The following is a 12,686-nucleotide window of genomic DNA, read 5'->3' as shown; positions in this document are numbered from 1 at the left end:
ACAGCGCGGCGCACCCCCCGACGAACGGACCTAGCCGGCGGTGGCCCTGGCCAGGGCACGTGCGGTGAGCACCCCGGCCAGATGGCCCAGGTACTCGGCCGATGTGCCCCGGCCGGGGACGAACAGGTCCCCCGGCTGGGTGCGGAAGGCGGCCAGCACCTCGTCGGTGCCGGTGGGTCCGCCGGTCAGCAGTTCCTCGACGCCGTGCAGCCGCGTCACGCGCGCCGTGGCTCCGGTGACCGCGATGCGCAGGCCGGTGACCGTGCCGTCGGGGGCACGGGTCGCCCGGACCGCCACCGCGCACACCGGATAGCGGGTGGCGCGGTCGGCGGTCTTCTCGAAGGCGCTGCGCCAGGTGTGCCGGCGCACCGGCAGTTCGACGGAGGTGACGATGGTGTCCTCGGGCAGACCGTCCCGGGCGTACGCATCGGCGGGCAGGGTGCTCTGGCCGCCGTGCCCGGCGAGGTGCAGCGTCGCATCGGCGGCGAGCACCGCGACCGGCAGGTCGGTCGCCTTCCCCCAAGCGCTCGACGCCGCTCGAGCAGGGGGGACCCCCATCGTCGCGGCGAGGTTCCCGCCGACGGTGCCGAGGTTGCGGACCTGCGGGTCGCCGTTGGCCTGGGCGGCCTCGGCGAGCGCGGGGGCCTCGCTGCGTACCAGCGGGTGCGCAGCGAGTTCCGCGAGCGTGGTCAGGGCGCCGATGTGCAGCCGCCCGTCGTGGGTGCGCCGGATCCCGCGCAGGGCGGCGATGCCGCGGATGTCGACGAGCCGGTCCGCCGTGCCCTCGCCCGTTCTCAGGTCGACGAGGAGGGACTGCCCGCCCGCGAGGACGCGGCTTCCCTCGGCCGCGAGCAGGGCGGTGGCCTCGCCGAGCGTCGCGGGCTTGACGTAGTCGAAGTCGGTGAGGATCACTGGGCTGCTCCTGACGTCCCGTTCAGCGTGCGCCACACCTTCTCCGGCGTGAGCGGCATGTCGATGTGCTGCACGCCCAGGTCGGACAGCGCGTCGACGACGGCGTTGGTGACGGCGGCGGCCGGCGGCACGGTGGCGATCTCGCCCGCGCCCTTGGCGCCGAGCGGGTTGTGCGGGCTCGGGGTGACCGTCTTGTCGAGCGTGAAGTGCGGCACGTCGGCGGCCCGCGGCAGGGCGTAGCTGCGCAGGTCGGAGGTGAGCAGGCGGCCGTCGTCGTCGTACTGCGCGGCCTCCATGAGGACCTGGCCGAGGCCGTGGGTGATGCTGCCTTCGATCTGGCCCTGGACGATCTTCGGGTTGCCGATGTTGCCCGCGTCGTCGACCGCCGTGTAGCCGACGACCTCGGTCTCGCCGGTGAGTTCGTCGATCTCGACGACCGCCACATGGGTGCCGAACGGGTAGTTGAAGTCCGGCGGGTCGAAGTGGGTGGTCTCGTCGAGGGCCGGCTCGATCTCGTGCGGGAGGTTCCAGCCGTACCAGAGGGCCATGGCCATGTCGGAGAAGGACTTGGCGTTCTCCTCGTCGCCCTCGACGAACACCTTGCCGTTGGCGTAGACGACCTTGTCCTCGGAGACATGGAACATCGCGGCGCCGGCCCGGCGCATCTTGTCCTTGATCTTCTGCGCGGTGAGCGCGACCGCGGGGCCCGCCATGCTGTAGGAGCGGCTGCCGTAGGTGCCCTGGCCGTACGGGGCCTTGAGCGTGTCGGCCTCCAGGACCTGGACGGTCGCCGGGTCGATGCCGAGCTGGTCGGCGGCGACCTGGGCGAACACGGTCTGGTGGCTCTGCCCCGTGGACGCCGAGCCCACGGTCACCGTCACCTCGCCGGTGGGGTGCACCCGGATGTTGCAGCTCTCCCAGGTGCCGCCGAGCATGCCCTCCTGGGACATACGGGTGGACGGCCCCACACCGCAGATGGCGACGTAGGTGGCGATGCCGACGCCGAGCCGCTTGCCGCGCCGGCGGGCATCGGCCTTGCGCAGGTCCATGTCGGCGTACCCGGCGAGTTCGAGGGCCTTCTCGAAGTTCTCCTGGTAGTTACCGGAGTCGTACGTCCAGCCGAGGCCGTTGTCGTACGGGAACTTGGTGGCCGGCACCAGGTTCTTCCGGCGTACGGCGGCGGGGTCGATGCCGATCTCGTCGGCGTACTTGTCGACGAGCCGCTCCATCAGGAACGCGGCCTCGGCGCGTCCGCTGCCGCGCTGGGCACCGAGCGGAACGGTATTGGTGAACGCCGCGTACACCTCGCAGAAGGCGGCGTCGACGTCGTACATGCCGGTGATGCTGCGGCCCATCAGGGCGGTGGCGACACCGGGGCCGATGGTCGAGGGGTAGGCGCCGAGGTTGGCGTAGCTGGTGCAGCGGACGGCGGTGATCCGGCCGTCGCGGGTGCCGGCGATGACGGCGTGCTGGCGGTGGTCGCGGCCCTGCACGGTGGAGTTCATCAGGCCGGTGCGGGTGTCGACCCACTTCACCGGCCGGTTCAGCGCCTTGGACAGCAGCAGCACCAGTGCCATGTCGGGGTAGAGGTAGCCCTTGGTGCCGAAGCTGCCTCCGACGGTGGGGGCCACGACGCGGAGCTTGTTGAAGGGGATGCCGAGGACCAGCGCGGCCAGCAGGAAGCGGTGGTTGTGCGGGCCCTGGGTGGAGGCGTAGAGCGTGTAGTCGCCGGTGGTGATGTCGTAGTGGCCGACGGCGCCGCGCGGCTCCATGGGGCTGTTGATGGTGCGCTGGTTGACGAGGTCCAGCTCGACGACGACCTCGGCGTCGGCGATGTTGCGGTCGGTGCGGTCCTTGTCGCCGCACGTCCAGTACGCGTTGAGGTTCTTCGGCACCGCCTCGTGCAGCTGCGGGGCGCCGTCCTCGATGGCCTTGTCGGCGCGGGTGACGACGGGCAGCGGCTCGTAGTCGACGACGATGGCCTTCAGTGCGGCGGCCGCCTGCTTCGGGGTCTCCGCGACGACGGCGGCGATCGCGTCGCCCACGTGCCGGACGACGTCGCCGGAGAGCACGGGCCGGGCGCCCGGCAGACCGTAGGGGTGCGGCGGGAAGTGGCTCTCCACACCGCCGGGGATCCAGATGCACGGCAGTGGCATGACATCGGGGAAATCGGCCGCGGTGACGACCTTCAGGACGCCGGGCATCGCCTCGGCCGCCGAGGTGTCGATGCCGTTGATCCGGGCGTGGGCCTGGTCGCTGCCGAGGATGGCCATGTGCGCCATGCCGGGGAGCCGTACGTCGGCGACGTAGGTCGCCTCACCGCGCAGCAGCTGCTCGTCCTCGCGAATGTCGAGCGGTGTGCCGAGCAGGCCGCCCGTGGTGCCGGTGGAACGTTCCTCCGCTGTGGTCATGACGACTTCACTCCTTCGCCGCCGGGGCGACGGGTTCGCCCTGCTCTTCGACGGTCGGGGCGCAGGCGCGCTGCACCCCGCGGACGACGCTGTGGTAACCGGTGCAGCGGCACAGGTTGCCGGTCAGCCACTCCCTGATCTCGTGCTCGGTGGGCGCCGGGCGTCCTGCCTGCTCGAGCGAAGCCGAGGGCTTGGGGGCATCGGCCCGGTCGCCGACGAGTTCGCTCAGGGCCATGATCATGCCCGGGGTGCAGAAGCCGCACTGGGTGCCGTGCTCGGCCCGCAGCGCCTCCTGGAGGCCGGTCAGCTCACGGCCCTCGCCTATCCCCTCGATCGTGGTGACCTCGGATCCGTCCGCCTGGACGGTGAGCAGCAGGCAGCTCTTGACCGACTTGCCGTCGAGTTGCACGACGCAGGTGCCGCACTGGCCGGTGTCGCAGCCGACCTTGGTGCCGGTCAGCCCGAGGCCGTCCCTGAGGCGCTCCACCAGGAGTTCACCGGGCTCGGCCTCGACTTCCTCCAGGGCCCCGTTCACATGCAGGGATATCTTCATGACCACGCCCTTTTCCAACCTGTCAGGGGTCTTTCAGAATCCGAGGACGACATGGGCCTGCCGTTCGGTGAGCGGTTTGTTGAAGAGTGGTCCGCCGGGCTGCTGAAGCAGCCCACCGGTGTGCAGCGAACCCGTGTCGAGCGGCGCGAATCCCAATTCTGAAATAATTCCGGAAACCGTCTTCTTGGCTTCCCCGTCATCTCCCGCGACATAGTGCGCCAGCCGCTCTCCGGTGTCCGTGGCGGCGCGCCCCGCGGTGGCGAGGGTTTCGAAGTACATGGTGTTGAGCGACTTCACCAGGCGCGCCCCGGGGTACCACTCGGCGACGAGCTCGCTGGATCCGCGGTCGCCGAGGTCCAGCGGCAGCCCTCCGGAACCGAAGGCGTTCATGGCGTCCACCAGCACTTTTCCTTCGACGGACGCGGGGGACAACAGACCCTGGGCGCTGCGGAACGGCACCATCAGCACCAGCAGTTCGGACTGCCGCGCCACTTCGTCGGGGGTGCCGGCGGACGCGGCGGGACCGAGTTCGCCGAGCAGCGGTCCGAGCCGCTCCGGCCCGCTCGCATTCGCGATCCTCACCTCGTGCCCGGCCGCCACGAACAGCCGGGCGAGTGTGGATCCGATGCGGCCGGCACCGATGACACCAGTCTTCATCCGAGCAGCACCTCACATGTCATTACCGAATTGCCGGTACGCGCGTGACTGAATTCCTATGGCCAACACATACTTGCGGACGACCTGAGGTCCGAACCAGCGACGCACCCCATTCCAGCCACACTTGGTCAAGTCTGAAATTACTTGGTGAGGTTCGGTGCCGTACTGGGTGAGGTCGGCGCCCGGCGGGCCACCAGGCCGGCCGTGCCCGGGCATGCCGGACGGCCCCCGCCGCGCACCCGGCGGGGGCCGTCACAGCCGCTCCACGACGGCGGGTCAGTCCATGCCGACCCAGACCGACTTGGTCTGGCTGTAGCTCTCCAGGGACTCCGGTCCGCACTCGCGGCCGAAGCCGGAGGCGACGTATCCGCCGTACGGCACGGCGGGGTCGTACTGGTTGTAGCAGTTGACCCACACCGTGCCCGCCTGGATCTGCGCGGCGACGCGGTGGGCCCGGCGCAGATCGGTCGTGTGCACGCCTGCCGCGAGGCCGTAGGCGCTGTCGTTGGCGATCCGCACGGCCTCCTCCTCGGTGTCGAACGGGATGACGCAGAGGACCGGCCCGAAGATCTCCTCCTGCGCGATCCGCATGGAGTTGTCGACGCCGGTGAAGATCGTCGGCAGGTAGTAGAGACCGTCGTGCGACGCGCCCTCGGGGACCCAGGGTTCACCGCCGACACGGACGGTCGCGCCCTCCTTGCGCCCGAGCTCCACGTACGAGCCGACCTTCTCGAACTGGCCGCGGTGGGCCAGCGGCCCGAACAGGGTCTCGGGGTCGCGGGGGTCGCCGGGCCTCAGCGCGGCGGCGCGGGCGACGAGCCGTTCCACCATCTCGTCGTGGACCGAGCGGTGCAGCAGCAGCCGGGAGCCGGCGGTGCAGATCTCGCCCTTGTTGTAGAAGATGCCGAAGAAGGCGAGCTCCTCGGCGGCGTCCAGGTCGGCGTCCTCGAAGACGATGTTCGCCGACTTGCCGCCCAGCTCCATGGTGACCTTCTTCAGGGTCGCCGCGGCCTTGCGGATGATGCCCTGCCCCACGGCCGTGGAGCCGGTGAAGGCGATCTTGTCGATGCCCGGGTGCTCGACCAGGGTCTCGCCGAGCTCCACACCGGGCCCGGTGACGACGTTGAGGACCCCGTCGGGGGCGCCGGCCTCCTGGAACAACTCCGCGATCTTCAGGGCGGTGAGCGGAGTCGCCGGGGACGGCTTGTGCACGACGGTGTTGCCGGCCGCGAGGGCCGGCGCGATCTTGGTCATGGAGAGCAGCAGCGGGAAGTTGAACGGCGTGATCGCGGCGACGACGCCGAGCGGCTCCCGCAGGGTGTAGGCGAGCTGTCCGCCCGCGGGAGCGCGCGTGGCACCGTCCATCCGGGTGGCCGCGCCGGCGTAGTAGTGCAGCAGCCGGGCGGCCATCGGGACGTCGACCGTGCTGGAGAAGGCGAACGGCTTGCCCATGTCCACCGTCTCCAGCAGGGCGATCTCGTCGTTGTCGCGTTCGATCAACTCCCCCACGCGGGTGAGCAGTCTGGCCCTTTCGTGGTCGGCCATCCGCCGCCACGGTCCGTCGTCGTACGCGGCGCGCGCGGACTTGACCGCGGCGTCGGCGTCCGCCTCACCGGCCTGGGCGACGGGCGCGATCTCCTGCCCGTCGATGGGGCTGACGGTCGGCTCGGTGCGGCCGTCGCGGGCCGCCACCCAGTCGCCGTCGATGAAGAGCTTGCCGGGGTCGGATAACGGATGGTCGCTGAGAGCGAGCTTGGTCATGACTGCCTTCCGGTGGGGGGTCGAAGCGTGCGGCCTAGGCCGCGCCGAGCTGTTCGAGGAACGTCTCGGCGAGCGCCTTGGACGAGTACGGGTTCTGCCCGGTCGTCAGATTCCGGTCCACCACGACGTGCGAGTCCCAGATCAGATCGGCCTTCTCGTACCGGGCGCCGAGCCGGGTCAGCTCCGCCTCGAGGATGAACGGGAGCCGTCCGGCCATGTTGGTGACCAGTTCCTCGGCGTGCGAGAACGCGGTCATCCGGTAGCCCTCGAGGGGCCAGTGGCCCTCGCCGTCGCGCAGCGCGAGCAGCGAGGTGTGGCCGTGGCAGACGGTGGCCAGCGGCTTGTTGCTCGCCAGCCACCAGCGCAGGATCTGCGCCAGTTCGTCGGACTTGGGCAGGTCACCGATAGCACCGTGCCCACCGCTGATGTACAGACCGTCGTAGCCCGCGATGTCCTTCTCGCTGAGGCTCTCCAGCGCGATCGGGCTCTTCAGCTGCGAATTGGCGTCGATGGCCCGGACGTACTCGGCGGCGTACTCCGCGTCGTGGTTCTCGGAGCCCTGCGGGCGGACGTACTGCAGGAACTGCGGGTCGATGCTGGTCTGGTCGACGGACGGGGTCCTGCCGCCGATGGTGGCGACGTCCACGACGTGGCCGGCGTCCTTGAAGATCTTGTAGGGGACGACGAACTCCTCCGCCCAGAAGCCGGACGGGTGCTGCTCCCCGTCCAGGAGGTGGAGCGTGGCCTTGGCCGTCATGATGACGAGTATCTTCACGGCTGTTCTCTCCTTCGCGAATGGCAATGGTGCTGCCTCGGTCCGGCGTCTTCGATTTGACCACGCCGTACCGCTCTTTTTCGAGAGTCTTTACTCGAACTCCCGATACTTCGTCACGTGCGGTGATTCACCTTTCATGCACGTGGCTTCCGGATGAACTCGGGGTTGGATTCCGGATGGACGTATAGATGGTGTGCGTCTGTTCGGCGACCGCGCTCCATGTGAATTCGCGTTCCGCGCGTTTGCGGCCGTTCTTGCCCATGCGGGCGGCCTTGTCGGGGTCGGCGAGCAGGGTGTTGATGCGGTCGGCGAAGTCCTTGGCGAACATTTCCGGCTGGACCGGATCGCCGGTTCCGCTGTCGTCCGGGGCGATGGGCACCAGGAGTCCGGTGACCCCGTCGTCGACGACCTCGGGGATGCCCCCGGTCGCCGTCGCCACCACGGGCGTCCCGCACGCCATCGCCTCCAGGTTGACCAGGCCCAGCGGCTCGTACACCGAGGGGCAGGCGAACACATCGGCGAAGGTCAGCAGTTGGCGCACTGCGCGCAGGGACAGCTGCTGCCGTATCCACACCAGGTCGCAGCCCTCCTCCCGCAGCCCGGCCGCCAGCTCGGCGAACTCACGGTCGATCTCCGGTGTGTCGGGCGCCGAGACGGCCATCACCAGCTGGGTGCCGCGCAGCAGCCTGGGCGCGGCCCGCAGCAGATGGATCAGACCCTTCTGCCGGGTGAGCCGGCCGATGCAGACGACGGTGTGCCTGACGTCGTCCGTTTCGGTGCGGATGCCGAGGCGGGTCAGCTCGTCGGTGCCCTCGTCCGGGCGGTAGACACCGGTGTCGATGCCGTTGCGGATGACGGTCACCCGCTCCGGGTCGAGCTCCGGGTAGCAGCGCAGGACGTCCTTGCGCATCGCCGACGACACGGCGACCACACGGTCGGCGCCGAGCAGCGCAGTCCGCTCGCTGAACGTCGACAACTCGTAGCCCCCGCCGAGCTGTTCCGCCTTCCAGGGCCGCAGCGGCTCCAGGCTGTGCGTGGTGACGACGTGCGGCACGCCGTGCAGCAGCTTGGCGAGGTGCCCGGCGAGGCCGGCGTACCAGGTGTGGCTGTGCACCACGTCCGCACCGCCCGCCGCCTGTGCCATCGCCAGTTCCACACCCATGGCCCGCAGGGCGCCGTTGGCGCCGCGCAGGGTCTCGGGCTCGGGGTGGGCGAAGACGCCCGGTTCGGTGCGGGGCGCGCCGAAGCAGTGCACGTCGACGTCGGTGAGATGGCGCAGATGGCGCACGAGCTGGTCGACGTGCACCCCCGCCCCGCCGTAGATCTCGGGTGGGTACTCCCTGGTCAGCAGGGCAACGCGCATACGTGTGGACTCCTTTCCGCGCACGGCGGGCTCGTCGGGTACTGGGGAGGCGCCGGATGCCCCGGTCACAGGCATCGCAGCAGATCGCGCACGCCGGACAGGCTGGTGCCCTGCGGGATGCGCGCGCCCGGCCCGATCTCCAGCCGCGGGAAGGCGCTCACCCCCCGCAGCCGGGTGCCCGGCCGCACCCGCACCTCGTCGCCCAGTGCGCAATAGTCGTCGAGCACGACGGGCCGTTGGAGCGTGGAGCGCACGTCGACCATGGAGCCGAGGAACACGTCGGTGAGCCGGGCTCCGGGGCCGATGATGCTGTGGTCGCCGCAGGCGACGCCGCGCAGCGTGCTCTGTTCGCCGATGTCGACGCCGTCGCCGATGTCGGACTCGACGAGCAGGACGCCGGGGCCGATCTCGACATCACGCCCGATCCGCACCCCGGGGCCGATCCGGACGCTGCCGTCCTCGATTTTCTCGGCCAGGGTGCGCCCGCTGACCTGGTCCTTCATCTCCAGGCTCGACGCGTGGATCCGATGGCCGCCGTCGGGCCCGGCCGGCCCGCCGAGCTCGGACGTCAGCAGCGGGTAGCGGTCCAGCAGGACGTCCTTGAGTGTCTCCAGATAGTCCCGTGGGCTGCCCAGGTCGCCGAAGCGCGCGATCGGATGAGCCAGCACCCGGTGCCCCCGCCGCACCAGGTACGGCAGCAGGTCGCCGCCCCAGTCGAGCCGCCGCCGGGCTAGCGCGGCGAGACCGGGATCGCGGACGGCCATGCGCAGCCGGTCGCAGTCGATCAGGTACATCCCGGCGTTGGTGTGCACCGGGTCGTCGACGCTGCCCCAGGTCATGGACCGGACGACGTCGAGGGACGGCTTCTCCAGGAAGCCGCTGACCGTGTCCCCCGGACCCACCTCCAGCACCCCGTACTTGCCCGCGGCCTCCGCTCCGGGGCGCGGCACGGTGGCGACGGTGACGTCGGCGCGGGCCGCGCGGTGCGCACGGACCATGGCTCCGAGGTCGAAGTCGAAGACGGAGTCGGTCGGGAAGACCAGCGCGAGTCCGGTCAGGTCCCAGTACTCGAGGCAGCGCAGAGTGGCCTCGCCACTGCCCGTGTTCTCGTGGTCGAAGCGGGTCCTGGAGTAGCGCACGCTGACACCGTGCTGCTCGCCGTGGGCCAGGATCGCCTTGGTCTGGGCACGGTTCTCACGGCCGTTGGCGACGATGTAGTACTGCCGGACCCCCTGGCTCCTGAGCGAGGTGACCGCCCATTCGATGAGGGGATGTCCTGCCAGTTGCATGGCCGCCTTGCTTCTGAGGTAGTCGGCGGAATTGAGGGTGATCGGACGGGCCCGCACACCCTGGCCGCCGGCCAGGGCTATTGCCGGTATCGATTCCATCTGGTTTCCCTGTTCCCTACGCTTCCGCCCGTTCCTGCGGAGCCTTTCGGTCCGGTGGAACGAGTGCGGAAATGATCTTCCGGAATTCCGCCACCAGTGGATGACCGGGGCAGGCTTCCGCGAATATCTGCTCACCACCGAGCGCCGCGAGTTCAGCGACGTACGGCAGAATTCCGGCCGTGGGCGCGCCATATGCGCTCTCGGCCTTCTGGCGCATGATCGTCGGGTCGACGCCCTCGGGGGCCATGCTCACCACCAGGGCGCGACGGCAGGCGAGTTGCCGGGCGAGCGGCGCGATCTCCTCGGCGCCCGCCAGGTCGATGCGGTCGGCGCGCAGTGCGATGGCCAGTACGTCGGCGCTCGCCATGGCGGTGACCGTCTCGTTGTTGAGTCCCGCGTGCGTGTCCAGCAGCAGGACGTCCAGGTCGTAGAAGTCCGCCAGCCGGCTGAAGGCCTCGGGGAGCAGGCCCACGTCGTACCCGGTCGCCATGATCTCGCCGAGCGAGGAGGTGGCGGTCCTGGCGGGAACCAGGTAGAGCCCTTCCGGGCCCACCCGGTGCGCGGCGTCCTCGATCTCGCAGCGCCCCAGCAGATAGTCGGTGAGCGAGCACTCCTCGGGCGGCAGGTCGAACAGGACGTCCAGGGTCGGCGACTGGATGTCCATGTCGACGAGGGCGACGCGCCGGCCCTCGGCCGCGACGAGGAGGCCCATGTTGGCGAGCATCGTCGACTTGCCGGTGCCTCCGCGGTGCGAGTGCACCACGACGGTACGGGCCATCACGCCACCGCCGTGACGGGTGCGGGCCGGCCGGTGCGCGGACGGTGCAGGGCGAGCATGGTGACGTCGTCGTGCTGCTCGCCCTCCGCGGTGTGCGCGCGCACCGCCTCGTCGAGACGTTCGAGAGCCACCCGGCCGCGTGGCGCGGGCCCGGACAGGAGCTCCAGCATCCGCTCCTCGCCCAGGAACCGGCCCCGGGGACAGCGCGCCTCCGGCACCCCGTCGGTGTAGACGAACAGCGTGTCGCCCGGGTCGAGCTGGGCGTATCCGAGGGCGTAGGTGCAGTCCGGCAGAACGCCCACGGCCGGCCCGGTGGTCTCCAGAGGAATCGGTTCGCCACCGTCGGCGTCGAGCAGCAGCGGCGGGTTGTGGCCGCCGTTGATGTAGACGAGGCTGCCGGTGGCCGGATCGAGGACGCAGAAGAACAGGGTGGCGAAGTAGCCCTGGCGCAGATGGTTGCGGGTGAGGTAGCCGTTCGTGGCGGTGACCGCGTTGAGCAGCGGTGTGGCACCCACCACGGGGATGCCGGCGCGCTCGGTGGCCATCGCGGGCCCTGCGGCGACCAGGTGCTGCAGGCCGCTGTGCTCCGCGGTGTGCCGCAGCAGGCTGCGGATCAGCGCCATGAACAGTGCGGAGCCCACACCCTTGTCGCACACGTCGGCCACCACGATGGCCAGGCGCCTGCGATGCACCATCTCGAAGACGTCGTAGAAGTCGCCGGCGACCTGGCGGGCCGGCCGGAACATGACGTCGATCTCCCAGCCGTCGGGCACCGGGAGCGCGTCGGGCAGGAAGCCGGCCTGGATCTCGCGGCCGATCTCCAGCTCTCGTTCGTAGCGGATGAGTTCGGCCCGGTCGTCGGCCTCCTGGACCGAGCGGCCGAGTTCCGCGCGCCCGGAGCAGCTGGTCAGCCGGGCCCCCACCAGGGCGGGCAGGAAGGGCGGGACGAGATAGTCGTGGCCGAGCCGTATGTGCGCCCCCAGGGCCTCGAAGTCCGACTCGGCGTACACGACGACGACGGGCGACCCGCCGCGTTCGCGCAGTCGCCGCACCACCTCCCGTACGGCCGCGGGCTCGCTCTGCGCCGGAGCCATGAGCACGTCGGCCGCGGGCAGCGCGGCGACGGGCCCGCTGCGCAGCTGGGCGAGCGTCCGGTGGGTCAGGGTGGCGTCCGCGCCCTCCAGGGCGTCGAGCAGTTCCTGGGGAGGGGGCGGGCGCTCGGAGACGATGAGCACCGTCGTGGTGGGCATGTGGCGTCCTGCTCTCAAGGTCGTGCGGACGCGCCGCCCGTCGGTCGTCCGGGTCCGGTGCGGACCGCGAGCGTGCTGATGTTGCGTCCGTCGAGATAGGCGTAGGTGAATTCGTCGACGCTGGTGAGCGCGAGGTGCACGCCGAGGCCCCCGATGCGCCGCCGCTCCAGCGGCACCCCCGGGGTCGGTGCGAGCCGCCCGTCACGCGGGTCGAAGGCGGGCGCGGTGTCCTCGATCCGCACCCAGACGCGGTCGGCGTCGAAGCCGCCGCGCACGACGATGTCACCGGGGGCGGCGGCCGGGCCGCCGGAGGAGCCTCCGCTGCCGGGGCAGCCCCCGCCGCCGTACCCGTGCGTCACCACGTTGGTCGCCAGCTCGTCCACGGCCAGCCGCAGACGGTAGGCGAGGGGGCCGGGGAGTCCGGCCCTGCGTGCCAGCGCCAGCACGTACCCGGCGATGTCGTTCAGCGCCCCGAGCGCGGCGGGCACCCGCAACTCGGGTGCCCGCGCGGTCAGTTGGACCACCTCATCCATCGGCCAGCACAATGCTGCGGTCGAGGCCCGCGGTCCGGATGGTCCGGGCCACCGGCTCGCTGGCGCCCACCACCCGGATGGTCACGCCGTCGGCCACCTTCTGCTGGGCGAAGACCAGGGAACGCAGCCCGGCGCTGGCCATGTAGCTCACCGCGTGCATCCGGATCTCCACGGTGCCGGTGCCGTGCCCGGCGGCCTTCTCGATGGTCTGGTGGAACTCGGGCGCGGTGTGGGCGTCCAGCTCGCCGGAGAGCTCGATCACCGAGACGTCGCCGGCGACGGACAGGGATACGGAAAGCGGCATG

General features: G+C 70.7%; 12 protein-coding genes. All 12 read right to left on the bottom strand.

The window, feature by feature from the left end:
• Positions 1-30: 30 nt before the first annotated feature.
• Positions 31-912 carry an FAD binding domain-containing protein gene (locus tag ACWCP6_RS21925; protein ID WP_450934167.1) on the bottom strand — a complete coding sequence of 294 codons (882 nt, stop codon included), beginning with the start codon at positions 910-912 and terminating at the stop codon, positions 31-33.
• Positions 909-3,323: a xanthine dehydrogenase family protein molybdopterin-binding subunit gene (locus ACWCP6_RS21920; RefSeq protein ID WP_450934166.1), complete on the bottom strand. Its 2,415-nt coding sequence runs from the start codon at positions 3,321-3,323 to the stop codon at positions 909-911. Before ACWCP6_RS21920 ends, ACWCP6_RS21925 begins: the two co-directional genes overlap by 4 nt.
• Before the next feature lie 7 nt (positions 3,324-3,330).
• Positions 3,331-3,876: a (2Fe-2S)-binding protein gene (locus ACWCP6_RS21915; RefSeq protein ID WP_450934165.1), complete on the bottom strand. Its 546-nt coding sequence runs from the start codon at positions 3,874-3,876 to the stop codon at positions 3,331-3,333.
• Between the two features lie 33 nt (positions 3,877-3,909).
• A complete protein-coding gene (locus tag ACWCP6_RS21910; protein ID WP_450934164.1) occupies positions 3,910-4,533 on the bottom strand; it encodes an NADPH-dependent F420 reductase in 624 nt (207 codons plus the stop codon).
• Positions 4,534-4,809: 276 nt separating this feature from the next.
• Positions 4,810-6,294 carry an aldehyde dehydrogenase family protein gene (locus tag ACWCP6_RS21905; RefSeq protein WP_450934163.1) on the bottom strand — a complete coding sequence of 495 codons (1,485 nt, stop codon included), beginning with the start codon at positions 6,292-6,294 and terminating at the stop codon, positions 4,810-4,812.
• 34 nt (positions 6,295-6,328) lie between these two features.
• On the bottom strand, positions 6,329-7,069 hold the full coding sequence (locus ACWCP6_RS21900) for a type 1 glutamine amidotransferase domain-containing protein (protein WP_450934162.1): 741 nt from the start codon (positions 7,067-7,069) through the stop codon (positions 6,329-6,331).
• A 127-nt stretch (positions 7,070-7,196) separates the two neighbouring features.
• On the bottom strand, positions 7,197-8,432 hold the full coding sequence (glgA, locus tag ACWCP6_RS21895; RefSeq protein ID WP_450934161.1) for a glycogen synthase: 1,236 nt from the start codon (positions 8,430-8,432) through the stop codon (positions 7,197-7,199).
• A gap of 65 nt (positions 8,433-8,497) precedes the next feature.
• Positions 8,498-9,820: a sugar phosphate nucleotidyltransferase gene (locus ACWCP6_RS21890; protein ID WP_450934160.1), complete on the bottom strand. Its 1,323-nt coding sequence runs from the start codon at positions 9,818-9,820 to the stop codon at positions 8,498-8,500.
• Between the two features lie 16 nt (positions 9,821-9,836).
• A complete protein-coding gene (locus ACWCP6_RS21885) occupies positions 9,837-10,598 on the bottom strand; it encodes a MinD/ParA family ATP-binding protein (protein WP_450934159.1) in 762 nt (253 codons plus the stop codon).
• Entirely contained in the window at positions 10,598-11,848 is a 1,251-nt protein-coding gene (locus tag ACWCP6_RS21880) for a PP2C family protein-serine/threonine phosphatase (RefSeq protein WP_450934158.1), read from the bottom strand. The genes ACWCP6_RS21885 and ACWCP6_RS21880 overlap by 1 nt, the downstream gene beginning before the upstream one ends.
• 14 nt (positions 11,849-11,862) lie before the next feature.
• Entirely contained in the window at positions 11,863-12,381 is a 519-nt protein-coding gene (locus ACWCP6_RS21875; protein WP_450934157.1) for an ATP-binding protein, read from the bottom strand.
• Complete coding sequence (locus ACWCP6_RS21870; protein ID WP_450934156.1) at positions 12,374-12,685, bottom strand: STAS domain-containing protein; 312 nt, start codon at positions 12,683-12,685, stop codon at positions 12,374-12,376. Before ACWCP6_RS21870 ends, ACWCP6_RS21875 begins: the two co-directional genes overlap by 8 nt.
• Position 12,686: the final 1 nt, after the last annotated feature.

The organism is Streptomyces sp. NPDC002004, assembly GCF_053593975.1.
This window is presented reverse-complemented; position numbering and strand designations above follow the sequence as displayed.

What these genes read in the sequence shown, in the direction of transcription:
- glgA (WP_450934161.1), bottom strand. Translation starts at nt 8,432, where the DNA reads ATGCGCGTTGCCCTGCTGACCAGGGAGTACCCACCCGAGATCTACGGC.
- ACWCP6_RS21885 (WP_450934159.1), bottom strand. Translation starts at nt 10,598, where the DNA reads ATGGCCCGTACCGTCGTGGTGCACTCGCACCGCGGAGGCACCGGCAAG.
- ACWCP6_RS21915 (WP_450934165.1), bottom strand. Translation starts at nt 3,876, where the DNA reads ATGAAGATATCCCTGCATGTGAACGGGGCCCTGGAGGAAGTCGAGGCC.
- ACWCP6_RS21870 (WP_450934156.1), bottom strand. Translation starts at nt 12,685, where the DNA reads ATGCCGCTTTCCGTATCCCTGTCCGTCGCCGGCGACGTCTCGGTGATC.
- ACWCP6_RS21880 (WP_450934158.1), bottom strand. Translation starts at nt 11,848, where the DNA reads ATGCCCACCACGACGGTGCTCATCGTCTCCGAGCGCCCGCCCCCTCCC.
- ACWCP6_RS21910 (WP_450934164.1), bottom strand. Translation starts at nt 4,533, where the DNA reads ATGAAGACTGGTGTCATCGGTGCCGGCCGCATCGGATCCACACTCGCC.
- ACWCP6_RS21875 (WP_450934157.1), bottom strand. Translation starts at nt 12,381, where the DNA reads ATGGATGAGGTGGTCCAACTGACCGCGCGGGCACCCGAGTTGCGGGTG.
- ACWCP6_RS21920 (WP_450934166.1), bottom strand. Translation starts at nt 3,323, where the DNA reads ATGACCACAGCGGAGGAACGTTCCACCGGCACCACGGGCGGCCTGCTC.
- ACWCP6_RS21890 (WP_450934160.1), bottom strand. Translation starts at nt 9,820, where the DNA reads ATGGAATCGATACCGGCAATAGCCCTGGCCGGCGGCCAGGGTGTGCGG.
- ACWCP6_RS21905 (WP_450934163.1), bottom strand. Translation starts at nt 6,294, where the DNA reads ATGACCAAGCTCGCTCTCAGCGACCATCCGTTATCCGACCCCGGCAAG.